At 69.1% G+C, this 22602-nt stretch carries 28 protein-coding genes; 3 read left to right on the top strand and 25 right to left on the bottom strand.

Features of this window, described 5'->3' with window-relative positions; all coding sequences use genetic code 11:
* Positions 1-9: 9 nt before the first annotated feature.
* Together DEJ06_RS04110 and coaA are read left to right on the top strand one after the other, a co-directional pair.
* Positions 10-495: a glutathione peroxidase gene (locus tag DEJ06_RS04110; RefSeq protein WP_071245463.1), complete on the top strand. Its 486-nt coding sequence runs from the start codon at positions 10-12 to the stop codon at positions 493-495.
* 105 nt (positions 496-600) lie between these two features.
* On the top strand, positions 601-1545 hold the full coding sequence (coaA, locus tag DEJ06_RS04105) for a type I pantothenate kinase (RefSeq protein WP_110893951.1): 945 nt from the start codon (positions 601-603) through the stop codon (positions 1543-1545).
* Between the two features lie 91 nt (positions 1546-1636).
* Here the strand turns inward: coaA and glmM are convergent, their stop codons facing one another.
* From glmM to infA, 13 genes are all read right to left on the bottom strand, one after another.
* Positions 1637-3010, bottom strand: coding sequence for a phosphoglucosamine mutase (gene glmM / locus DEJ06_RS04100; RefSeq protein ID WP_071406153.1), 1374 nt, complete (start codon positions 3008-3010; stop codon positions 1637-1639).
* Positions 3011-3032: 22 nt separating this feature from the next.
* Positions 3033-3518 (bottom strand): 30S ribosomal protein S9, encoded by a 486-nt coding sequence (gene rpsI, locus DEJ06_RS04095; RefSeq protein ID WP_017885499.1) that lies wholly within the window; start codon positions 3516-3518, stop codon positions 3033-3035.
* Between the two features lie 36 nt (positions 3519-3554).
* The gene (gene rplM, locus DEJ06_RS04090) at positions 3555-4001 is read right to left on the bottom strand and encodes a 50S ribosomal protein L13 (RefSeq protein ID WP_027466717.1); all 447 of its coding nucleotides are present in this window, start codon (positions 3999-4001) and stop codon (positions 3555-3557) included.
* Positions 4002-4329: 328 nt separating this feature from the next.
* Positions 4330-7410, bottom strand: a complete 3081-nt coding sequence (locus DEJ06_RS04085) for an ExeM/NucH family extracellular endonuclease (RefSeq protein ID WP_181436710.1) — start codon at positions 7408-7410, stop codon at positions 4330-4332.
* A gap of 85 nt (positions 7411-7495) precedes the next feature.
* Positions 7496-8239: an MBL fold metallo-hydrolase gene (locus tag DEJ06_RS04080; RefSeq protein ID WP_111038492.1), complete on the bottom strand. Its 744-nt coding sequence runs from the start codon at positions 8237-8239 to the stop codon at positions 7496-7498.
* A complete protein-coding gene (gene truA, locus DEJ06_RS04075) occupies positions 8236-9144 on the bottom strand; it encodes a tRNA pseudouridine(38-40) synthase TruA (protein WP_181436708.1) in 909 nt (302 codons plus the stop codon). Before truA ends, DEJ06_RS04080 begins: the two co-directional genes overlap by 4 nt.
* A 74-nt stretch (positions 9145-9218) precedes the next feature.
* Positions 9219-10355: an aromatic acid exporter family protein gene (locus DEJ06_RS04070; protein ID WP_146244986.1), complete on the bottom strand. Its 1137-nt coding sequence runs from the start codon at positions 10353-10355 to the stop codon at positions 9219-9221.
* A gap of 122 nt (positions 10356-10477) precedes the next feature.
* Positions 10478-11056, bottom strand: coding sequence for a 50S ribosomal protein L17 (rplQ, locus tag DEJ06_RS04065; RefSeq protein ID WP_071245471.1), 579 nt, complete (start codon positions 11054-11056; stop codon positions 10478-10480).
* 63 nt (positions 11057-11119) lie between these two features.
* Positions 11120-12115, bottom strand: a complete 996-nt coding sequence (locus tag DEJ06_RS04060) for a DNA-directed RNA polymerase subunit alpha (protein WP_017885506.1) — start codon at positions 12113-12115, stop codon at positions 11120-11122.
* Positions 12116-12320: 205 nt separating this feature from the next.
* Positions 12321-12719: a 30S ribosomal protein S11 gene (rpsK, locus tag DEJ06_RS04055; protein WP_017885507.1), complete on the bottom strand. Its 399-nt coding sequence runs from the start codon at positions 12717-12719 to the stop codon at positions 12321-12323.
* A gap of 9 nt (positions 12720-12728) precedes the next feature.
* Positions 12729-13103 carry a 30S ribosomal protein S13 gene (rpsM, locus tag DEJ06_RS04050; protein WP_017885508.1) on the bottom strand — a complete coding sequence of 125 codons (375 nt, stop codon included), beginning with the start codon at positions 13101-13103 and terminating at the stop codon, positions 12729-12731.
* Positions 13104-13289: 186 nt separating this feature from the next.
* Entirely contained in the window at positions 13290-13406 is a 117-nt protein-coding gene (gene rpmJ, locus DEJ06_RS04045) for a 50S ribosomal protein L36 (RefSeq protein ID WP_022903266.1), read from the bottom strand.
* A gap of 70 nt (positions 13407-13476) precedes the next feature.
* Positions 13477-13698, bottom strand: coding sequence for a translation initiation factor IF-1 (gene infA, locus DEJ06_RS04040; RefSeq protein ID WP_017885509.1), 222 nt, complete (start codon positions 13696-13698; stop codon positions 13477-13479).
* A 294-nt stretch (positions 13699-13992) separates the two neighbouring features.
* On the opposite strand from infA, the gene DEJ06_RS04035 reads away from it, so the two are divergent.
* Positions 13993-15285 carry an LCP family protein gene (locus tag DEJ06_RS04035; protein WP_111028974.1) on the top strand — a complete coding sequence of 431 codons (1293 nt, stop codon included), beginning with the start codon at positions 13993-13995 and terminating at the stop codon, positions 15283-15285.
* 140 nt (positions 15286-15425) lie between these two features.
* On the opposite strand, the gene map is transcribed toward DEJ06_RS04035, so the two are convergent.
* From map to rplN, 12 genes are all read right to left on the bottom strand, one after another.
* Positions 15426-16205, bottom strand: a complete 780-nt coding sequence (gene map / locus DEJ06_RS04030) for a type I methionyl aminopeptidase (protein ID WP_375537718.1) — start codon at positions 16203-16205, stop codon at positions 15426-15428.
* A 59-nt stretch (positions 16206-16264) separates the two neighbouring features.
* Positions 16265-16855, bottom strand: a complete 591-nt coding sequence (locus DEJ06_RS04025) for an adenylate kinase (RefSeq protein ID WP_071406160.1) — start codon at positions 16853-16855, stop codon at positions 16265-16267.
* Complete coding sequence (gene secY, locus DEJ06_RS04020; RefSeq protein WP_027466722.1) at positions 16852-18174, bottom strand: preprotein translocase subunit SecY; 1323 nt, start codon at positions 18172-18174, stop codon at positions 16852-16854. The genes DEJ06_RS04025 and secY overlap by 4 nt, the downstream gene beginning before the upstream one ends.
* Before the next feature lie 147 nt (positions 18175-18321).
* The gene (rplO, locus tag DEJ06_RS04015) at positions 18322-18786 is read right to left on the bottom strand and encodes a 50S ribosomal protein L15 (protein WP_027466723.1); all 465 of its coding nucleotides are present in this window, start codon (positions 18784-18786) and stop codon (positions 18322-18324) included.
* Positions 18783-18968: a 50S ribosomal protein L30 gene (gene rpmD / locus DEJ06_RS04010; protein WP_017885515.1), complete on the bottom strand. Its 186-nt coding sequence runs from the start codon at positions 18966-18968 to the stop codon at positions 18783-18785. Before rpmD ends, rplO begins: the two co-directional genes overlap by 4 nt.
* The gene (rpsE, locus tag DEJ06_RS04005) at positions 18968-19792 is read right to left on the bottom strand and encodes a 30S ribosomal protein S5 (protein WP_111038490.1); all 825 of its coding nucleotides are present in this window, start codon (positions 19790-19792) and stop codon (positions 18968-18970) included. Before rpsE ends, rpmD begins: the two co-directional genes overlap by 1 nt.
* The gene (rplR, locus tag DEJ06_RS04000) at positions 19789-20163 is read right to left on the bottom strand and encodes a 50S ribosomal protein L18 (RefSeq protein ID WP_027466725.1); all 375 of its coding nucleotides are present in this window, start codon (positions 20161-20163) and stop codon (positions 19789-19791) included. The genes rpsE and rplR overlap by 4 nt, the downstream gene beginning before the upstream one ends.
* A gap of 2 nt (positions 20164-20165) precedes the next feature.
* Positions 20166-20702, bottom strand: coding sequence for a 50S ribosomal protein L6 (gene rplF, locus DEJ06_RS03995; RefSeq protein WP_017885518.1), 537 nt, complete (start codon positions 20700-20702; stop codon positions 20166-20168).
* A gap of 6 nt (positions 20703-20708) precedes the next feature.
* Complete coding sequence (gene rpsH, locus DEJ06_RS03990; RefSeq protein ID WP_017885519.1) at positions 20709-21107, bottom strand: 30S ribosomal protein S8; 399 nt, start codon at positions 21105-21107, stop codon at positions 20709-20711.
* Positions 21108-21260: 153 nt separating this feature from the next.
* Positions 21261-21851: a 50S ribosomal protein L5 gene (rplE, locus tag DEJ06_RS03985; RefSeq protein ID WP_042537502.1), complete on the bottom strand. Its 591-nt coding sequence runs from the start codon at positions 21849-21851 to the stop codon at positions 21261-21263.
* Positions 21851-22210 carry a 50S ribosomal protein L24 gene (gene rplX, locus DEJ06_RS03980; protein WP_017885522.1) on the bottom strand — a complete coding sequence of 120 codons (360 nt, stop codon included), beginning with the start codon at positions 22208-22210 and terminating at the stop codon, positions 21851-21853. Before rplX ends, rplE begins: the two co-directional genes overlap by 1 nt.
* 3 nt (positions 22211-22213) lie before the next feature.
* Positions 22214-22582, bottom strand: a complete 369-nt coding sequence (rplN, locus tag DEJ06_RS03975) for a 50S ribosomal protein L14 (protein ID WP_017885523.1) — start codon at positions 22580-22582, stop codon at positions 22214-22216.
* Between the last annotated feature and the right edge of the window lie 20 nt (positions 22583-22602).

Genomic DNA, 22602 nt, shown 5'->3' with positions numbered 1-22602 from the left:
GTTTCGGCCATGGGACGCTTCGACGACATCGCCATCACCACGCTGCACGGCGAGGACACCACGTTCGGCGCCTACGCCGACAAGGCCGTACTGGTCGTGAACGTCGCCTCCCGGTGCGGCCTCGCCCCGCAGTACGAGCAGCTCGAGGCCCTGCAGAAGCAGTACGGCCCCCGCGGGTTCACGGTGCTGGGCTTCCCGAGCAACCAGTTCCTGCAGGAGCTCGGCTCATCCGAGGCGATCGACGAGTACTGCTCCACCACCTGGGGCGTCACGTTCCCGATGTCCGAGAAGGTCAAGGTCAACGGCAAGAGCGCCCACCCGCTCTACCAGGCCCTCAAGGAGACCCCGGACGCCGACGGCAAGGCCGGCCGGGTCGCCTGGAACTTCGAGAAGTTCCTCGTCGCCCCCGACGGCACCGTCACGCGCTTCCGCCCCACCACGAAGCCGGACGCCCCCGAGGTCGTCGCCGCCATCGAGGCGGCCCTGCCCGCCTGACGCGTCGCGTCCTGCGGACGCGCACCGAGCACTGGACGGGAGGCCCGGGGCGCGTGAGCCGGTCGGCTCACGTGCCCCGGGCCTCCCGTCTGTACGCTCGATCCCATGCCCTTCTCGGAGACCGCCGTCGCGCACCCGACCCCGTTCGTGGAGATCCCGCGCGCCGAGTGGTCCCAGCTCGCCCCGAAGGAGCACCTGTCGCTCACCGAGACCGAGATCGTGCAGCTGCGCGGTCTCGGCGACCGGTTGGACATGCAGGAGGTGCAGGAGGTCTACCTGCCCCTGTCCCGCCTGCTCACGCTCTACGCCGCCGGCGCGCGGAACCTGCACGCCGAGACGAGCCGGTTCCTCGGGGAGCGCGCCGGACGCACGCCGTTCGTCATCGGCGTCGCGGGCTCCGTCGCGGTCGGCAAGTCCACCGTCGCCCGTCTGCTGCGCGAGCTGACGAAGCGCTGGCCGGACACCCCTCGGGTCGAGCTCGTGACGACCGACGGCTTCCTGTACCCGAACGCCGAGCTCGAGCGCCGCGGGATCATGGACCGCAAGGGCTTCCCGGAGTCGTACGACCGCCGCTCCCTGCTGCGCTTCGTGAGCCAGGTGAAGAGCGGGGCGACCGAGGTCCGCGCGCCGTACTACTCGCACCTGGTCTACGACATCGTGCCCGATGCCGAGATCGTCGTCCGGCAGCCCGACGTGCTCATCGTCGAGGGCCTCAACGTGTTGGCGCCCCCGGTGCACGGGCGGCTCGCGCTGTCCGACCTGTTCGACTTCACGATCTACGTGGACGCGAAGACGAAGGACATCGAGTCCTGGTACGTCGACCGGTTCCTCGCCCTGCAGGAAGAGGCGTTCTCGAGCCCCGACTCGTTCTTCCACCGGTTCGCCTCGCTCTCGCGTGAGGACGCGGTCCGGACGGCGACCGAGGTCTGGCGGGCGATCAACGAGCCGAACCTGCTCGAGAACGTGCTGCCCACGCGCTCCCGCGCCACCCTGGTGCTCAAGAAGGGCGCGAACCACAAGGTGAACTCGGTCCTGCTCCGCAAGATCTAGCGGAGGGCATCGCAAAACACCGGTGTTCGCGAGCTGAACCGCGTTCTGCGCGTGTTCAACCGGCGAACACCGGTGTCTTGAGGAGGGGACCCTACGCGGCGTCGAGCGCCAGGCGGTCCTGCACGACGGCGGCGAGCTCCTCGGCGATGCGCTGGGCATCGTCCTGCGAAGCGGCCTCGACCATGACGCGAACGACCGGCTCGGTGCCCGACGGACGGAGCAGCACACGGCCGCTGTCCCCGAGCGCCTCACTGGCGGCGGCGATGGCGTCCTGCACGCCCTGGTCGGCGAGCCCGTGCCGATCGACGCCCCGGACGTTGAGCAGCACCTGCGGGAACACCGTCATGCACGAGGCGAGCTCCTGCAGGGTCTTGCCCGTGCGCGCCATCTCGGCGACCAGGTGCAACCCGGTCAGGATGCCGTCACCCGTGGTGGCGAACTCGTTGAAGATGATGTGGCCGGACTGCTCGCCACCGATGGAGTAGTCGCCCTCGGTCATCTTCTCGAGCACGTAGCGGTCGCCCACGCCGGCCTCGATCACGGTGATGCCCGCGTCGGCCATGGCGCGCTTCAGCCCGAGGTTCGACATGACCGTCGCGACGAGGGTGTCGTCCTTCAGTCGTCCGCGCTCCTGCAGGGACAGCGCGAGGATCGCCATGATCTGGTCACCGTCGATCGCGTTGCCCGCGGCGTCGACCGCCAGGCAGCGGTCCGCGTCCCCGTCGTGCGCGATGCCGACGTCGGCACCGTGCTCGAGCACCGCGCGGGCGAGGTTGTCGATGTGGGTCGAACCGACGCCGTCGTTGATGTTCCAGCCGTCGGGGTCGGCGCCGATGAGCGTCACGCGGGCTCCCGCGTTGACGAAGACCTCGGGCGAGACGCCGGCGGCGGCACCGTTCGCGCAGTCGAGCACGACGTGGATGCCGTCGAGCCGGTGCGGCAGCGTGCCGAGCAGGTGCACCACGTAGCGGTCCTCGGCGTCGGCGAACCGCGAGATGCGCCCGACGTCGATGCCGGTGGGGGTGGGTGCGGAGTGGTCGTGCATGGCCGCTTCGATGCGGTCCTCGACCTCGTCCGGCAGCTTGCGGCCACCCGTGGCGAAGAACTTGATCCCGTTGTCGGGAGCGGGGTTGTGCGATGCGGAGATCATCACGCCGAAGTCGGCATCGATGTCCGCGACGAGGAACGCCGCGGCGGGGGTGGGGATGACCCCGGCGTCGAGCACGTCGACGCCGGCCGAGGCGAGCCCGGCCGCGACGGCGGCACCGAGGAACTCGCCGGAGACGCGCGGGTCACGCGCGAGGACCGCGCGCGGGCGCGGTCGACCCGACGCCCGGCGGGCGTCGGCATGGTGTCCGTGTGTGAGGACGGCCGCGCTCGCCTGGGCAAGACCCAGTGCGAGCGCGGCCGTCAGCTCGCCGTTGGCGAGACCACGAACCCCGTCGGTACCGAACAGACGCGGCATTGCGATCTTCAGCCGGTGACGACTAGCGCTTCGAGAACTGCGAAGCCTTGCGGGCCTTCTTGAGACCGGCCTTCTTGCGCTCGATGACGCGGGCGTCACGGGTGAGGAAGCCGGCCTTCTTGAGGGCCGCGCGGTTGTTCTCGCGGTCGATCTCGTTCAGGGTGCGGGCGATGGCGAGGCGGAGCGCGCCGGCCTGACCCGAGGGGCCGCCACCGGTGATGCGGGCGACGACGTCGTACGAGCCGAGGAGCTCGAGCACCTTGAAGGGGTCGTTGATGAGCTGCTGGTGCAGCTTGTTCGGGAAGTAGTCCTCGAGCGTGCGGCCGTTCACGACGAACGTGCCGGAGCCCGGGACGAGCCGGACGCGCGCGATGGCCTCCTTGCGGCGCCCGACGGCACCGCCGGAGACGTTGAGGATCTGACGGGGAGCGGCCTCGGCAGCGGCGGGTGCGCTCTCCGTGGTGAAGCTCTCCGGGGTCTGGTCGAGGGAATCAGCGATCTGAGCCATGAGTTTTCTGTGTCCTTGAAGTCGTCGTGGCCGGAACTACTGTGCGACCTGGTCGAAGATGTACGGCTTGGGCTGCTGCGCGGCGTGCGGGTGCTCCGCGCCGGCGTAGACCTTCAGCTTCTTGAGCTGCTCGCGGCCGAGGGTGTTCTTCGGCAGCATGCCGCGGATCGCCTTCTCGACGGCGCGGGTGGGGTGCTTCTCGAGCATCTCCGGGTAGGAGGTCGCCGTCAGGCCGCCCGGGTAACCCGAGTGACGGTAGTAGACCTTCTTCGCGAGCTTGGAACCGGTCAGGGCGACCTTGTCGGCGTTCACGATGATGACGAAGTCACCCATGTCCATGTGCTGGGCGAAGGTGGCCTTGTGCTTGCCGCGCAGGAGCGCCGCGGCGTGGGTGGCGAGACGGCCGAGGACGACGTCGGTGGCGTCGATGACGATCCAGTCGTGCTGGACGTCTGCCGGCTTCGGTGAGAACGTGCGAGTCACAGGAGTGCTGCTTTCGTGTCGAGGTGAGGAGTCCGTGAATCCCACTCCGGTCGGGAGTTCCACGGGCAGAAGCACGGGGAACACCTCGGTTGGAGGGCTCATCTGACTGTCCGCGCGCGGGGCGCACAGACCAAGGTGAGAGCCTAGCCGACGCGGGGTACGTCGGTCAAACGCGGCCGCCTGCCGGCCTGGAGGCGCGGGGGCCCCGCACCGCGCCTCCCGTCCGTCGCGCGGTCGCGCTTACCGCGCATGGTGAGCAGCAATGGTCGGGTCCGCTGTGCGAACCCGACCATTCCTGCCCACCAAGTGCGCCCGTGGGGCGTGGGGGCTACTCCGCGGCGGCCGCAGTCCGACGTCGGCGACGCACGATCAGCACGCCCGCACCCGCCGCGAGCAACAGGAACGCCACCAACGCACCGGCACCCATCCCTGCGGCACCCGTGAACGCGAGCTGCCCATCCGTGGTGATCGTGATCGGGGTCCACCCGATCAGGCTCCCGTCAGCAGCCGTCACCGCGAGGCGGTGCACGCCGGCCATCGTGTCCGCCGGGATCGTCACCCGCACCGTCCCGTCGGATGAGACCACAGCCGTGCCGATCAGCGTCGGCTCCGAGAACAGCCACACGTTGACCGTGTCACCGGCCGAAGCCGAGCCCACCGTCACCGTGATCGTCTCCCCCGCACGAGCGGTCGCCGGAGCAGACACCCCGCCACGGTTCGCCTCCGTCAACAACGACTCCGACGGTGCCACCGGAGCAACCGGCGGGGTGATCCCGTCGACCGGCGGCACCGGAGTCGGGGTCGGGGTCGGCGTCGGGTTCGGCACCGGGGTCGGCGTCGGCGTCGGGTCCGTGCCCGGGTCGGTGCCCGCGGTGTCAAGGTCGAACCCGACCAGGATCGGGTCGTGGTCGCTCGCCCGGTACACGTCGTCGGTGTACAGGTTCGTCGCGTTGTAGTTGTAGCGGCTGTACTCCAGGCCCACCGACTCGACCGAGTTGATGTTCCAGATGTCCACGCCCGTGACCGTCTCGAGCGCGGCCTCCGACGCGAACACGTGGTCGAGCGAGCCGCTCAGGCCGGAGAACACGTACGAGTACTCGGTGCTGTCGAGCGCCGGGCCGAGGTCGGTGTAGCCGGCCTCGTCGAGGACCACCACCGGGTCCTCCTTGCTGTAGGCGTTGAAGTCGCCGAGCATGAACACCTTGTCGGTGCCGTACTGCTCCTGCATGTCGGTGGAGAAGGTCACGAGGGCCTTCGCCTGCTCGACGCGGTCGGCGTTCGACGCCCCCTGCCCGTCGCCCTGGTCGGCGTTCTCGCCGGTTCCGGAGCCCTTGGACTTGAAGTGGTTCGCGATCACCAGGAAGTCGTCGTCCGCGGTACCGCCGACCGGGCGGAACGCGTCCGCGACGGGCTGGCGGGCGTTCGTGAACGCGTCGTCGAGCAGGATCGTCGACTCGCCGACGGGCTCGACGCGGTCCTTCTTGTAGATGAGGGCGAGGCGGATGACGTCCTCGCTCGCGGGCACGACGGCCGGGGACTTCGCGTAGGCCCAGGTGTCCTGGCCGGTGGCGGCGTTGAGCGCGTCGACCAGGGTGGCCACGGCGGCGTCGCGGTCCTGACCGAAGCGGACGGAGTTCTCGATCTCCTCGAGCGAGACGACGTCGGCGTCCAGGCCGTTGATGGCCTTCACGATCTTGACCTGCTGGCGCAGGAAGTCCTCCTGCTCGGCGGCACCGCGGGCGTCGCAGCCGGAGTTCACCGTGACGGGGTCACCGGCACGGTCGGTGTAGTACTTGCAGCCGGTGAGCTCGTCGCCCGTGGTCGGGAAGTAGTTGAGCACGTTGAAGCCGGCGAGCTTCAGGTCACCACCGACGTCCTGCGGTGCCGGCTGGCGCACCTTCGAGAACGACGCCGGCAGCTCGGCGGCCGGGGTCGCACCCGTGATCGGGGCGGTCGGCTGGAACTTCCACCCGTTGTTGCGGTAGTCGAGGACGACCGGCTCGGTGAAGGTGGCGGCGGCCCCGACGGTGACCGGGCCCTGGGTGAGCCACGACACCGGGATGCCCTGGTTCGCCTGGGTCAGGAAGTTGGTGCTCGCACCGTCGTCGAGCGTGACCTTCCGCGCGGCATTGTCGGCCTCGACGGCCTTCGCCTCGGCGCTGCCCGGTCGGCCGACCTCCGTCGGCTGGATGAGGCGTTTCGTGCCGCTGGCGAGCACGACCTCGCCGTACCGGTTCGTCGTGTAGTTGTCGGCGACGGTGTACGCGCCCTGGGGAGCGACGAGCATGCTCTCGAGCGACTCCCGCTGGGCGTCGGACGACGGGAACGCGACCGCGGCGGGCTGCGGTGCCGCGACGGTGTCGTCGAGCTGCTGCAGCGACGAGGCGCCGGACACCGTGAGCTCGGTCAGGCCGAAGTACTCGGACACGGCACCGGTGACCCGCACGTGGTCGCCCTCGTGCACCAGGCCGGCGGTGGCGGACGAGAAGACGAACACCGCGTCGGACGCGGTGTGGGCGCCGAGGTCGATGGCGCCGCCGGTGCCGGGGGTCTGGATCGTGTAGCCGTTGAAGCCACCGGTGCCGTACACCGCGGTGACGACGCCGTCGGTCGTGACGTTCTTGCCGGCGTACGGCGAGGTGTCCGTGGCGCCCTGCAGCTGGGCGATGGTCACCGTCTCGGCGGGGGTGCCGGGCGTGGGGGTCCCGCCGTCAGCCGGGTCGGTCGGGTCCGTGGGCTCGGTCGGTGCCGTCGTCTCGCCCGGGGCGTTCCGTGGGGTGAGCGTCGTCGTCACGGAGAAGTCCGCACCGTTGACGTCGGTGTCCGTGGTGCCCTGGCGGACCAGGCCGTTCGGCACGGAGTTGTCCCCGGTCACGGTGCGCACGGCCGACTCGAACGTGTTCGAGGCGCCGTAGCCGAGCAGGTCGACCACGCCGTCGGTGCCGGTGGCGACGGGTCCGGCGGCGAGCGCCAGGGGTGCGGTGGCGTCGGACAGCACGAGCGTGCCGGTGGTGCCCGACGGGTTGAGCGTCGCGGTGTCGTCGGCTGCGGGCAGGTCCTCGCCAGCCGGGCTGGCCCCGCCGTTGCCCGCCATCGACACCAGGAAGGTGCCCTTCGCCGGCACGGTGCCCTCGAGCGCACTGGCCGAGAACGTGCCGGCGCCCGTGGCGGACCGGTACTGCAACGACCACCCGTCGAGCGACACGGCGGCGTCGGTCGGGTTGCCGATCTCGACGAACTTCTCGTTGTAGAACGCGCCCTTGCTCCCCGCCTTCAGGTAGGCCTCCTCGATGACGAGGCCGGTCCCCTCGGGGTTCGCGGTCGCTGCGGTGACGGTGACGAGTGGGGCCGCGAGGAGCGTCGCGGCCGCCGTGGCGCACAGCAGAGTGCGCCCGAGGGTGTTGGCCATGCCCGCACGCTACCGACCTGCGGGGTCGTTCAGGTTGCGTCGAGGTAAATGATTGCGTTCGGCAACATCAGCCGATCGCGCGGTATCAGCCGATCGGCAGCCAGGTCCCGCCCACGCGTCGGACGGCCGGTCCGTGTCCCGGCAGCACGAGCGCCGGGAACGGCAGCGCCCGTGCCGACTCGAGCGCGCGGTCCTGGTCGGCGGTGAAGAACGGTGTGATCATCCGCGGCCGCGGGGCCCACGACCCCGGCTGAGTGTCGTGCCGGCTGACGACCGCGTCGCCCGTGACGATCGCGTCCGCCGCGGGCAGCAGGTACGCCGTCGAGCCGTCGGTGTGGCCGACGGCCGGGAACGGCGAGATCGCCCGACCCGCGAAGTCCGCACCGGTGAACGCGCGAGCGGACGGGACGGTGGTGAGTCGGAGGGCGTCGGAGCGGATCGCGCGTGCCAGCCAGGCGAGCACGCGGGGGCTGGCGAGCCGGCCGCCGATCTCCGCCGGGGTGACCTGCTGCCGTTCCGGTCCGCGCACGTTGGCGAGCTCGTCGGCGTGGGCGAGCACCTCGACGCCGGGGTGGCGCTCGAGGATCCCGGGGATGCCGCCGACGTGGTCGACGTGTCCGTGCGTGACGTAGACGCGACGGAGGTCGGCGGGGTCGTGTCCGGCGGCGCGCACGGTGTCGAGCACGAGGTCGGTGTCGGCAGGGTAGCCGGCATCGATCAGCGCGACGCCGTCCTCCTCCGCCAGCACCACCCAGTTGGACACGGGGCCCTCGACGAAGACGACTCCGGGGGCGACGGACACGACGGAACGGGGTTCGCGCGGGCTCATCCCTCGACGGTACCGTCCGCCGACCGTCGGGCCCGGGTCTGCTCCGCCCGCTCCGCGAGCTCCGCGTCTGCCGGGTAGCCCACCTCGGTCAGCGTCAGTCCCTTCGCCGGCGCCGTCTTGAAGGCGCTCGTGCGTTCCTCGGCGACGCGCAGTTCCTCGAGGCGGTCCGGGCCGAAGCGGCCCTCGCCGACGGCGATGGTCGCGCCGACCATGGCCCGCACCATCGAGTGGCAGAAGGCATCGGCCTGGAGGCGCGCCACCAGCACACCGTCCGGCTCGCGGTCCCAGCGGAACTGCTGCAACGTCCGGATGGTCGTCGCCCCCTCGCGCGGCTTGCAGAACGTCGCGAAGTCGTGCAGCCCGAGCAACGTCAGCGCACCGCGCTCCATCGCTGCCGGATCGAGCCGCGCCGCGTGCCAGACCGTGTGCCCACGCCGACGTGGATCGCGCGGGGCGTCGGCGTCCGCGATCCGGTACTCGTACCGGCGCCAGAGCGGGGAGAACCGGGCGTCGAACCCCGCGGGTGCCACCGAGGCACCGGTGACAACGACGTCCCCCTCGGGTGCCGCGATGCCGTTGACCCGCTTGAGCAACCCGTCGAGCGGTGACCGGCCCGTCCCGCGCTTGGCGGTGAGCGCTGCCCACTGCTCCGCCGACAGGTCCAGGTGCGCGACCTGCCCGGTGGCGTGCACCCCGGCGTCGGTGCGTCCGGCGACGGTGAGCAACGGTGGTTCGCCCCAGCGGGTGAACACGGTGGCGAGTGCGGCCTCGAGGGCGCCCTGGACGGTCCGGAGCCCGGGCTGCCGGGCCCACCCGGAGAACGCCGCCCCGTCGTAGGCGATGTCCAGCCGCAGCCGCACGTCGCCCGTGCCGTCGGGGTCCTGGAAGCCGACCGTCTCGTCCACGTGACCACCGTAGCGGGGGTGATCCGTGCCTCCCGGCCCGCGATCCGTCTGCCGGACGGCGGCCGCTCGCCCGCTCAGCCGCGCGGACGGCCGAACGCCGACGGACCGGTCCGGGTGTCGAGGTCGTCGGTGGCGCGTCGCTCGGACTCGACGATCCCGCGCAGGGCGACGAGCGCGGCCGAGGTGACCGCGACGTGCGAGGGGTTCTCGCGCGATGCGTCGAGCGCGCTCTCGAGTCGTGCGATGGCCTCTTCGGCCTGGTCCTCCGGGGAGTCGCCGCGGATCGTGCTGGCGATCTTCCGCAGTGCCTCGGCGATGGGGGTGGCGAACGCCGGGTCCGGACGCCCGACGCCCTCGGACACCGGGCCGGAGCGTGCGACGAGCTCGGTGAGGTCGGTCGTGTACCAGGCGACCCGCTCCAGGGCGCGGAAGCGTCCGCCGTCCTTCTGGAGCCGCGCTCGCGACCCGCGCAGTGCACCACGGGGGTTGAGTCGGCGGCTCTCGTGCGCGATCGCCACCCGTGACCGGACGTCCGCGATCGCACGGTCCAGGCGGTCCTGCTGGTGGTCCCACGCCTTCTCGTCGCGCTTGCCCTCCTCGAGCACGGCTGCCAGCCCGTCGAGGTGGTCCGCCAGCACGCCGTTCACCGCGTCGATGCGGTGTTCGGCGTCCCAGAAGTGCAGCGGCGGGAACACCAGGAAGTTGACCAGCAGCCCGATCACGACGCCCACGGCCATCTGCACGAGGTACCCGAGCGAGTACCCCTCGGCGTTGGCGCCGCCGACGAGCAGGACGAAGAGCGCCGCGGTGGACACCCACGAGCTGCCCTCGCCCAGCACGCGGAACCCGCCGACCAGCACCCCGACGCCGACCGCGAGCGCAATCGCGAGGAAGCCGGGATCGCCGACCCACATCGTGAACGCGGCGATGAGGATGCCGAGGGCGATCCCGACCAGGGTCTGCACACCGCTCCGGATGCCCGCGAACACCGTGGTCTGCATCGCGACGACGGCGCCGAGTGGTGCGTAGTACGGGTACTCGGCCGCGACGCCCGGGATGTGCCGCGCCACGAACCAGGCGATCACCGCGGCGGCGGCGGCCTTGCCGGCGTGCAGCAGGCGCGGCTGTGTGCCCGAGGTCCGGCTCCACCGCCAGACCCGGGTCCCCAGACCCGCAACGTGCTGGAACGCCATGACTTCCTTCCGTCGCACCCGGCCCGTGACGGTACGCCGAGCAGTCGGTGTGCACGACCAGCCTCGGACGCGAGGAAGCCCCCGCGACCTGGGTCGCGGGGGCTTCCTCGTGGTGGTGCAGCGCCCCGGAGGGCACCGGACTACTTGGTGTCGGCGTCGTCCGACTTCTCGGCGGCGTCGGCCTCGACCTCGGCAGCAGCCTCGGTCTCGGACTCGGTCTCGACCGGGGCGGACTCCTCGGTGGTCTCGGTCTCCTCGACCGGGGCCTCCTCGGTGGTCTCGTCAGCGGCGGGCTCGTCGACCGGGGCGGCAGCAGCGGCCGGAGCCGAGTTGCGCTTGACCGGAGCGGGCGTGCTCGAGACGGGCTCGAGGACGAGCTCGATCGACGCCAGCGGGGCGTTGTCGCCCTTGCGGAAGCCGAGCTTCGTGATGCGGGTGTAACCGCCCTGGCGGTCCTCGACCTGGGGGGCGATCTCGGTGAACAGCGTGTGCACGACGGACTTGTCGCGCAGGATGCTGATCACACGACGACGCGCGTGCAGGTCGCCGCGCTTCGCGAACGTGATGAGACGCTCGGCGACCGGACGGAGGCGCTTGGCCTTCGTCTCGGTGGTCGTGATGCGACCGTGCGTGAAGAGGGCGTTGGCGAGGTTGCTCAGGAGCAGGCGCTCGTGGGCGGGACCGCCACCGAGGCGGGGGCCCTTGGTGGGCTTCGGCATGTCAGTTCTCCAGTGGTGAAAGTGGTGCGCGCGGTGTCAGCGCGCTTGCGCGTGAGCGCGAGGTCAGTTGTTGGACTCGTCCTCGTCGTACCCGCTGTAGAAGTGGGCGCCGTCGAATCCGGGGACGGTGTCCTTGAGGGACAGGCCGAGCTCGGTGAGCTTGTCCTTGACCTCGTCCACCGACTTCTGACCGAAGTTGCGGATGTTCATGAGCTGCGTCTCCGACAGGGCGACGAGCTCGGACACCGTGTTGATGCCCTCCCGCTTCAGGCAGTTGTAGCTGCGGACCGACAGGTCGAGGTCCTCGATCGGGGTCTGCAGTTCGTTCGAGAGCACGGCGTCGACCGGCGCGGGGCCGATCTCGATGCCCTCTGCCGCCGTGTTGAGCTCGCGAGCGAGCCCGAACAGCTCGACCAGCGTGCGACCAGCCGACGCGATGGCGTCGCGCGGCGTGATGGCCGGCTTCGCTTCGACGTCGACGACCAGGCGGTCGAAGTCCGTGCGCTCACCGGCACGCGTCGCCTCGACGCGGTAGGTGACCTTGAGGACGGGCGAGTAGATCGAGTCGATCGGGATCTGACCGGCTTCGCTGAACTCGGAACGGTTCTGCGTCGCCGAGACGTAGCCACGGCCACGCTCGATCGTGAGCTCGAGCTCGAAGCGCGCGGTGTCGTTCAGGGTCGCGATGACGAGTTCCGGGTTGTGGATCTCGACGCCGGCCGGAGCGGAGATGTCCGCCGCGGTGACCTGACCGGCACCCTGCTTGCGCAGGTACGCCGTGATGGGCTCGTCGTGCTCGCTGGAGACGACCAGGCTCTTGATGTTGAGGATGATCTCGGTGACGTCTTCCTTGACACCGGGAACGGTGCTGAACTCGTGGAGGACGCCGTCGATGCGGATGCTGGTGACAGCCGCGCCGGGGATCGAGGAGAGGAGCGTGCGGCGCAGCGAGTTGCCGAGGGTGTAACCGAAGCCCGGCTCGAGCGGCTCGATGACGAAGCGCGAGCGGTGCTCGGAGATCGGCTCCTCGGTCAGGGTGGGGCGCTGTGCAATGAGCACTGTGGGATTCCTTTCGGCGAAGTGTCCGCTATATGACACTTGGCGGTACGACGGGGCCGCATGGGCCCCGACGGGTCTGTTGAGTTGTGATCACGCGCACACACGTGCGCGATCGAACGACCAGGAATGGCCGCGGGCCCTGCCCGCCCTCGCCGGAACGGATCCGGTCAGGGGACGAGCAGGGCGCGGCCGGTTGCTCCTCGCGTCAGACGCGACGGCGCTTGGGCGGGCGGCACCCGTTGTGCGCCTGCGGCGTGACGTCGTTGATCGAGCCGACCTCGAGGCCAGCGGCCTGGAGGGAACGGATCGCGGTCTCGCGACCCGAACCCGGGCCCTTCACGAAGACGTCGACCTTCTTGACGCCGTGCTCCTGCGCCTGACGCGCAGCGGACTCGGCAGCGAGCTGCGCCGCGAACGGCGTGGACTTGCGCGAACCCTTGAAGCCCACGGCACCCGAGGACGCCCAGCTGAGGACGGCACCCGACGGGTCGGTGATGCTGACGATCGTGTTGTTGAACGTGCTCTTGATGTGGGCCTGGCCCACAGCGACGTTCTTCTTCTCCTTGCGGCGCGGCTTGCGCGCGGCAGTCTTGGGGGTAGCCATCGGGGTCTCCTATCGAGCCTTCTTCTTGCCTGCCACGGTGCGCTTCGGTCCCTTGCGGGTACGAGCGTTGGTCTTGGTGCGCTGACCGCGCACCGGGAGACCACGACGGTGGCGAAGACCCTCGTAGCTGCCGATCTCGACCTTGCGGCGGATGTCGGCGGCGACCTCACGGCGGAGGTCACCCTCGACCTTGAAGTTGCCCTCGATGAAGTCACGGAGGGCGACGAGCTGGTCGTCGGTCAGGTCCTTGACGCGGATGTCACCGGAGATACCGGTCTCCGTCAGTGCCTGGACGGCGCGGGTACGGCCGACGCCGTAGATGTACGTGAGTGCGATCTCCACGCGCTTCTCGCGCGGGATGTCGACGCCTGCTAGACGTGCCATGTGATGGCTGCTCCTGTTGTCGATGGAGGTGTGGCGCAGTACCGGTGCTCGGGCCTCCGCCCCGAGGTGTCCCCCGGTCGTCGTGCGACCGGGTTCTGGTACTGCGTTGTCGATCTTCAGTTGTGGGTCGTGCTCGAGCAGCCTGGTGTCCGATGGACACCGTCGGCGCCGGTCACGCGCCCGGGACTAGCCCTGGCGCTGCTTGTGACGCGGGTTGCTCTTGCAGATCACCATGACGCGGCCCTTGCGGCGAATCACACGGCAGTGTTCGCAGATGGGCTTGACGCTGGGGTTGACCTTCATGGTTCTTTCCTCGTGCTCGCTGGCTTCGTGCTCGGCAGGATTGCCGTGCCGTTCCTTTCCAGCTCGCGGATCACTTGTAGCGGTAGACGATCCGGCCGCGGGTCAGGTCGTACGGGCTCAGCTCCACGATCACGCGGTCCTCGGGGAGGATGCGGATGTAGTGCTGGCGCATCTTCCCGGAGATGTGCGCGAGGACCTTGTGTCCGTTCGTCAGCTCAACGCGGAACATCGCGTTGGGCAGAGCTTCGAGCACCGAGCCTTCGATCTCGATGACGCCGTCTTTCTTGGCCATAGCCTCACTGTCGCTTGGTTGTGGAACAGGTGTGATCCCCGAACCGGTCTGCGGGTCGGTCGCCACACCCAAGAGGGCATGACACACCAAAGATCGATCTTATGTGGTAAACCCGCAATTGCCAAGTGGGGACGCGGAACACCCCACGTCTGGGGCTTCCGGGGCCGTGCCTGAGCGTTGCACAGTGGTTTGACGGCGCGCTCCGGGCGCACACATGCGCGCGAACCGTAGTTTTGCTCCGCAGCCACGTCCGTCGCACCAGCAGCTCGCGCCGGACCACCGAACGGAGAACACGTGCCCGACGCCACCCGACGCCCCTTCGCCAGCCACGGCAAGCAGGCCCGTCGCCGGGGTTGGGGCACGCTCGTCACCGTCGTCGCGTCCGCCGTCGCCGTCCTGCTCGTCAGCGGCACGAGCGTCGCCGCGATCGCCGGGGCACAGCTCGCCACCGCGCCGCAGACCGTTGCGCTGAGCACCGACGACCAGAGCACCGCGAAGACCGCGGACATCTCGGCGATCAAGGGCGGGGCGAACATCCTGCTCATCGGGAGCGACACCCGGGTCGGCCAGTTCGACTCCGACGAGGACGTCGAGGGCGCCCGCAACGACGTCACGATGCTCATCCACATCTCGGCGGACCACCAGCAGCTCACCGCGGTCAGCTTCCCCCGTGACCTGATGGTCCCCATCCCGGCCTGCACGAACCCCGCGACCGGTACGACCTACCCGGCGTCCACCTCGGCGATGTTCAACACCGCGCTCGGCAACGGCGGTGTCTCGTGCGTCGTGGACACGGTGGAGAACCTGACCGGTCTGAGCATCCCCTACGCCGGGCTCATCACGTTCGACGGCGTGATCGAGATGTCGAACGCCCTCGGCGGTGTGGACGTCTGCGTCGCCGAGCCGATCGACGACACGTTCACCGGCCTGCACCTCACGACGGGCTCGCACTCCCTCGAGGGTTCGGACGCCCTGGCCTTCCTGCGCACCCGCCACGGGGTCGGCGACGGCAGCGACCTCGCCCGCATCAGCTCGCAGCAGGTGTTCCTGTCGGCGCTCCTCCGCAAGGTCACCTCGGACGGCACGCTCTCGAACCCGATCACGCTCTACAAGCTGGCCGGCGCCGCCTTGTCCAACATGACGCTGTCCGACGGCCTGGCCCAGACCGGCACCCTCGTCAAGCTCGCGGCAGCCCTGCGCGGGATGAGCACGGCCAACATGCTCTTCGTGCAGTACCCGGTGGCCGACGACCCCGCCGACAACGCCCGCGTGATCGTCGACCAGGAGACGGCCCACACCCTGAACGTGGCGCTGCAGAACGACGTCCGGTCGTCGCTGAGCGACTCGAGCACCGGTCGCGCCTCCGAGGAGTCGCCGTCGAGCGGCGGGACGTCGAGCAGCACCGGGTCGTCCGGCTCCTCGGGATCGTCCGGCACCTCGGGTTCGTCCGGGACCTCGTCCGCCGGCACACCGTCGGCGACGCCGAGCGCGACCGCAACGCGGACACCGACCGCGTCGGCGACGCCGCTGCCCTCGTCGATCACCGGGCAGAGCGCCTCCGAGGAGACCTGCTCCGTCGGCAACTGACGCCACGGCGCGTGCGCCCGGCGGTGGTCGGGTGGGTCCACGCGACGTCGTCGAGGCGGCGGACGCCAGCCGGGCCTCCTGGCCGTCGCATCGTGCGGAGACACCCAGCGTGGGCACCGCGTGCGGACTGGAGGCCCGTCCTACGGGATCGGGACGGGCGTCACACCCAGCGGGGCCAGGCCCCGAGCGCCGCCGTCGGCGGCCGTGAGCACCCAGATGCCGTCCGCGTGCACCGCGACGCTGTGCTCCCAGTGCGCGGCGTCGGAGCCGTCGAGCGTCCGGACCGTCCACTCGTCGTCGTCCGTCGAGCTGTCGATCGCGCCGGCCGTGACCATCGGCTCGATGGCGACCACCAGCCCCGGCTTGACGGCAGGTCCGGCACCGCGCACGCGGTAGTTGAAGACCGGCGGTTCCTCGTGCATCGACCGACCGATGCCGTGGCCGGTGTATTCCTCGACGATGCCCCACGCGCCGGTCTCGTCGATCGCGTCCTCCACGGCGGAGCCGACCTCGTGCAGGTTCTTCGCGTGGGCGAGCGCGGCGATGCCGTGCCAGAGCGACCGCTCGGTCGTGTCGCAGAGCGTCTGACGGACTGCGGTGACCGCAGCGTCGCCGCCGGGCACGACGGTCGTGAACGCGCTGTCGCCGTTCCAGCCGTCGACCTCGGCGCCGGCGTCCACCGACACGATGTCGCCGGGCGCGAGCACGCGCTCACCGGGGATCCCGTGCACGATCTCGTCGTTCACCGACACGCACAGCGTGTGGCGGTAGCCGGGCACGAGCTGGAAGTTCGGGACTCCCCCGCCGTCACGGATGGTGCGCTCGGCGATCGCATCGAGTTCACCGGTGGTGATCCCCGGACGGATCGCTGCACGGACGGCGCCGAGCGCCTCGGCGGTCAGCAGGCCCGGCCGGACCATCGCCCGGAGCTCGTCCGGGGTCTTGTAGATCGAGGGCTTCTTGAACCGCACCACGCTGGTCAGACGGTCGCGGAGAGCCCGCGGCCCGCCAGTGCCGTCTGGATGCGGTCGCCGACCTCGTCGATGGCACCGAGGCCGTCGACGTCGACGACGAGGCCACGCTCGCCGTACGCCGCCACGATGGGCGCCGTCTGCTCGGCGTAGACCTGCTGGCGACGACGGACCGTCTCCTCGTTGTCGTCGCTGCGGCCCTGGTCCTCGGCCCGCTTGAGCAGGCGACCGACGAGCTCGTCCTGGTCGGCGACGAGCTGCACGACGGCGTCGATCCCGGTGCCCTGCTCGGCGAGCAGTGCGTCGAGGTACTCGACCTGACCGACCGTGCGCGGGTAGCCGTCCAGCAGGAAGCCGTGCTCGGCGTCGGGCTCCTGCAGGCGCGACTTCACGAGCTCGTTCGTCAGGGAGTCCGGCACGTAGTCGCCGGCGTCCATGATCGCCTTCGCCTGCACACCGAGGGGCGTGCCCTCTGCCACGTTCTTGCGGAAGATGTCCCCGGTCGAGATCGCGGGGATCCCGAAGGAGTCGGCGATGCGGCCGGCCTGGGTGCCCTTCCCGGCTCCGGGAGGTCCGACGATGATGAGACGTGCGCTCAACGGAGAAGCCCTTCGTAGTGACGCTGCTGCAGCTGCGAGTCGATCTGCTTCACGGTCTCGAGACCGACACCCACGATGATGAGGATGCTCGCGCCACCGAACGGGAAGTTCTGGTTCGCGCCGAACAGCGCCAGTGCTGCCAGCGGGATGAGCGCGATGAGACCGAGGTAGAGCGAACCGGGCAGCGTCACCCGGGTGAGGACGTAGTCGAGGTACTCGGCGGTCGGACGACCGGCACGGATGCCGGGGATGAACCCGCCGTACTTCTTCATGTTGTCGGCGACCTCTTCGGGGTTGAAGGTGATCGCCACGTAGAAGTACGTGAACCCGACGATGAGCAGGAAGTACAGGACCATGTAGAACCAGTTGTCACCCGAGGTCAGGTTGTTCTGGATCCAGGTCACCCACGCGGCCGGCTCGGAGCCGTCCGAGGGCTGGTTGAACTGCGCGATCAGGGCCGGCAGGTACAGCAGCGACGAGGCGAAGATGACGGGCACGACGCCGGCCATGTTCACCTTGATCGGGATGTAGGTGTTGTTGCCGCCGTACGTCCGCCGCCCGACCATGCGCTTGGCGTACTGCACGGGGATCCGCCGCTGTGACTGCTCGACGAACACGACGGCCATCATGATCACGAGTCCGACCAGGATCACGAACAGGAAGAGCTCGAACGACTGCGACTGCTCGATCGCCCAGAGCGCCGACGGGAACTGCGCCGCGATCGACGTGAAGATCAGGAGCGACATGCCGTTGCCGATGCCGCGCTCGGTGACGAGCTCGCCCATCCACATGATGAGGCCGGTACCGGCGGTCAGCGTGACGACCATCAGCATGATGGCGTACCAGCTGTCGTTCGAGATGATCGACGTGCAGGACGCGGAGGCGTTGGTGCCGAACAGGGCGCCGGAGCGGGCGACCGTGATCAGGGTCGTGGACTGCAGGACACCGAGCGCGATGGTGAGGTAGCGCGTGTACTGCGTCAGCTTCGCCTGGCCCGACTGGCCCTCCTTGTAGAGGGTGTCGAAGTGCGGGATGACCACACGCAGGAGCTGCACGATGATCGACGACGTGATGTACGGCATGATGCCGAGCGCGAAGACCGAGAGCTTCAGCAGCGCGCCGCCGGAGAAGAGGTTGATGAGGTCGTAGAGACCGCCGGAGGACGACGCGCTGGCGAGACAGCTCTGCACGGCGGCGTAGTCGACGAACGGTGCCGGGATGTACGACCCGAGACGGAACAGCGCGATGATCGCGAGGGTGAAGCCGATCTTCTTGCGAAGATCAGGGGTGCGCATGATGCGCGCGACCGCTCTGAACACGATGACTCCGAACTTGTGGGACCGGGGCCGTCGATCGCGGCCGGACCGGTTTCGGTCGGCAGGGCCGACCCGGCTGGCGGATGCCGGCCACTGTCAAGGAAACCGTAACGGCGGCCCGTGCGCAAACGCACGGGCCGCCGACGGGGGTTACTGGGAGACGGTGCCGCCAGCAGCCACGATCTTCTCGGCGGCGGACGCCGAGACCTTGTCAACCGTGACCGTGATCTTCACGGTGATGTCACCCTGACCGAGAACCTTGACCTTCTCGTTCTTGCGGACGGCGCCCTTGGCGACCAGGCCCGCAACGGTGACGTCGCCACCATCGGGGTAGAGCTCCGAGATCTTGTCCAGGTTCACGACCTGGTACTCGACCCGGAACGGGTTCTTGAACCCGCGGAGCTTCGGGGTGCGCATGTGCAGCGGCATCTGCCCACCCTCGAAGCCGACCCGGACCTGGTAACGGGCCTTCGTGCCCTTGGTACCACGCCCAGCGGTCTTGCCCTTCGAGCCCTCACCGCGACCAACACGGGTGCGGTCCTTCTTGGCGCCCTCTGCAGGACGGAGGTGGTGCAGCTTCAGCACCTGCACGCGCTCGTTCTTCTCGTCGCTCATGCGTCGACCTCCTCGACCTTCACGAGGTGCGCCACCGTCGCGATGTACCCGCGGTTCTGGGAGTTGTCCTCACGCTCGACCGAACGGCCGATGCGCTTGAGGCCCAGGCTGCGCAGGGTGTCGCGCTGGTACTGCTTCTCGCTGATAACGGACTTGATCTGCGTGATCTTCAGCATCGCCATCACGCACCTGCCTTCTCGGTCGCGGCACGCAGGGCTGCGGCCTCGGCCTGGAGCAGACGGGCCGGGACGACCCGCTCGACGTCGAGGCCACGACGGCTCGCGACGGCGCGGGGCTCCTCGAGCTGCTTCAGGGCCTCGACGGTCGCGTGCACGATGTTGATGGTGTTCGACGAGCCGAGCGACTTGCTCAGGACGTCGTGGATACCGGCGCACTCGAGCACGGCGCGGACCGGACCACCGGCGATGACACCGGTACCGGGGCCCGCCGGACGCAGGAGGACGACGCCAGCGGCGGCTTCACCCTGCACCGGGTGCGGGATCGTGTTGCCGACGCGGGGGACGCGGAAGAAGTTCTTCTTCGCCTCTTCGACACCCTTGGAGATCGCCGTGGGGACCTCCTTGGCCTTGCCGTAGCCGACGCCCACGAGGCCGTTGCCGTCACCGACGACGACGAGCGCCGTGAAGCTGAAGCGACGACCACCCTTGACGACCTTCGAGACGCGGTTGATGGTCACCACGCGCTCGAGGAACTGGCTGTCGCCACCGCGGTTGTTGCGGTCGCGGCCCTGCTGACGGTCACGACCGCCACCACGACGGCCACGGTTGTCAGCGGAGTCGCGGTTGTTCGACGCGGAGCCCGCGGCGGTCTCGACCGGACGCTCGGCGACGGCAGGTGCCTCCGCCTCCTTGCCGGTCTTGACGCCCTCGGTGGTCGCCTCAGCGGTTGCGTCGGTGGCCGTGGCCTCCGTGCTCGCCTCGGTGGTCTCCGTGGTCTCGACAGCCTCGGTCTTGGCGTCTTCGTTGGTGTTCGCGTTGTCGCTCACAGGTTCAGCCCTCCTTCACGGGCACCATCGGCGATCGCGGCGACGCGACCGGCGTACTTGCTGCCACCGCGGTCGAAGACCACGGCCTCGACGCCAGCCGACTTCGCGCGCTCGGCGAGGAGCTCACCGACGCGACGGGCCTTGGCGGTCTTGTCGCCGTCGAACGAGCGGAGGTCTGCCTCCATCGTCGAGGCGCTTGCGAGGGTGTGACCCTTCGAGTCGTCGATGACCTGCACGAACACGTGACGCGACGAGCGGGTGACGGCGAGACGGGGACGAGCCTCGGTGCCGGTGATCTTCTTGCGGAGACGGTTGTGACGACGCGCCTTGGCGGCCGCCTTGCTCTTGCCTCGTGTCTTGAGGAGTCCCATGATCACTTACCTGACTTTCCGGCCTTGCGGCGCACGTTCTCGCCGGCGTAACGGACACCCTTGCCCTTGTAGGGCTCGGGCTTCCGGAGCTTCCGGATGTTCGCGGCGACCTCGCCGACAGCCTGCTTGTCGATACCGGCGACGGTGACCTTGTTGTTGCCCTCCACCGCGAAGCTGATGCCCGCCGGCGGCTCGACCGTGATCGAGTGGGAGTACCCGAGGGCGAACTCGAGGTTCGAGCCCTTGGCCGCGACACGGTAGCCCGTACCGACGACCTCGAGGCCCTTGGTGTAGCCCTGGGTCACGCCGATGATGTTGTTGGCGATGAGGGTCCGGGTCAGTCCGTGGAGCGAACGCGACTCGCGCTCGTCGTCCGGACGGGTGACGAGGACCTGGTTCTCCTCGACCTTGGCCTGGATGGGCTCCGCGATGACGAGCGCGAGCTCGCCCTTCGGGCCCTTGACCGCCACGTTCTGACCGTCAACGGAGACGGTGACGCCGGCGGGGATGTCGATGGGGAGACGTCCGATTCGTGACATTGTCGATCACCACACGTAGGCGAGGACTTCCCCACCCACGCCCTTCTGCTCGGCTTCGCGGTCGGTCAGGAGGCCGGAGGAGGTCGAGAGGATCGCCACGCCGAGGCCACCGAGGACCTGGGGGATCTCCGTCGACTTCGCGTAGACCCGGAGGCCCGGCTTCGAGACGCGCTTGATGCCGGCGATCGAACGCTCGCGCTCGGGGCCGTACTTCAGGTCGATGGTGAGGGTCTGCCCGACTCGGGCGTCCTCCACCTTCCACTCGCTGATGTAGCCCTCACGCTTGAGGATGTCGGCGATGTTCTTCTTGAGCTTGGAGCTCGGGAGCGCGACTGCGTCGTGGTGCGCGGAGTTCGCGTTCCGCAATCTGGTCAGCATGTCTGCGACCGGATCGGTCATCGTCATGATGTTCGTCCATTTCTCGCCTGGTTTCGACACCCGTTCCACGAATGCCGACCTGAGCGATCGAGTGATCCCGGGGCGGTTCCCCGAGATCGGTGTGTTCGTGCGTGCGGGCCGGAGGACGTGAATCCTCCGGCCCGCACCGCCCGAAGTAGTTTAGACCGTCTGCTCGTTGGAGCGGAACGGGAAGCCGAGCTGGCGGAGCAGCGCGCGTCCCTCGTCGTCCGTCTTCGCGGTGGTGACGACAGTGATGTCGAAGCCGCGGACACGGTCGATGCGGTCCTGGTCGATCTCGTGGAACACGGACTGCTCCGTGAGACCGAACGTGTAGTTGCCGTTCCCGTCGAACTGCTTGTCGCTGAGACCGCGGAAGTCGCGGATGCGGGGCAGTGCGAGCGTCACCAGGCGGTCCAGGAACTCCCACGCGCGGTCACCACGGAGGGTGACGTGCGCGCCGATGGCCTGACCCTCGCGCAGCTTGAACTGTGCGATGGACTTGCGGGCGATGTTGACCTGGGGCTTCTGACCCGTGATCGCCGTGAGGTCCTTGATGGCCCCCTCGATGATCTTGGAGTCACGAGCGGCCTCGCCGACACCGGTGTTCACGACGACCTTGACCAGGCCGGGGACCTGGTTGACGTTCGCGTAACCGAACTGCTCGGTGAGGGCCGTCTTGATCTCGGCCAGGTACTTCTGCTTGAGGCGCGGCTGGATCTTGCCAGCGGGCGCAGCAGTCGTGTCAGTCATCAGAGCTTCTCACCAGACTTCTTCGCGTAGCGGACACGGACGGTCTTCTTGACGCCGTCCTTCTCCACCTCTTCGGTGCGGAAACCGACACGCGTCGGCTTCTTCGTCTTCGGGTCGACGAGTGCGACGTTCGAGACGTGGATCGAGGCTTCGTGCTGCTCGATGCCACCGGTCTTCGAACCACGCTGCGTCTGACCGACGCGGACGTGCTTCGTGACGAAGTTCACGCCCTCGACGACGACGCGGTTCTTGTCCTTGAGGACCTCGATGACCTTGCCCTGCTTGCCACGGTCGCCGCCACGCTCCTGCGTCGCGCCCGTGATGACCTGGACGAGGTCACCCTTCTTGATGTTCGCCATGGCTTACAGCACCTCCGGCGCGAGCGAGATGATCTTCATGAACTTCTTGTCACGGAGCTCGCGACCGACCGGACCGAAGATGCGCGTACCGCGCGGGTCGCCGTCGGCCTTGAGGATCACTGCCGCGTTCTCGTCGAACTTGATGTAGGAGCCGTCCTGACGACGGGTCTCCTTCTTGGTGCGAACGATGACCGCCTTGACGACGTCACCCTTCTTCACGTTGCCGCCGGGGATGGCGTCCTTCACCGTGGCGACGATGACGTCACCGAGGCCGGCGTAGCGACGACCCGAGCCACCGAGCACGCGGATGGTCAAGATCTCCTTGGCACCCGTGTTGTCGGCGACCTTCAGGCGGGATTCCTGCTGAATCACTGCTGTCTCCTATTCCGAAG

Origin of the sequence: Curtobacterium sp. MCLR17_051 (assembly GCF_003234395.1) — a bacterium.
Classification (GTDB): Bacteria; Actinomycetota; Actinomycetes; order Actinomycetales; family Microbacteriaceae; genus Curtobacterium; species Curtobacterium flaccumfaciens.
Note: the sequence above shows the minus strand (reverse complement) of the source record. Positions and strands in the feature narration are given on the sequence as shown.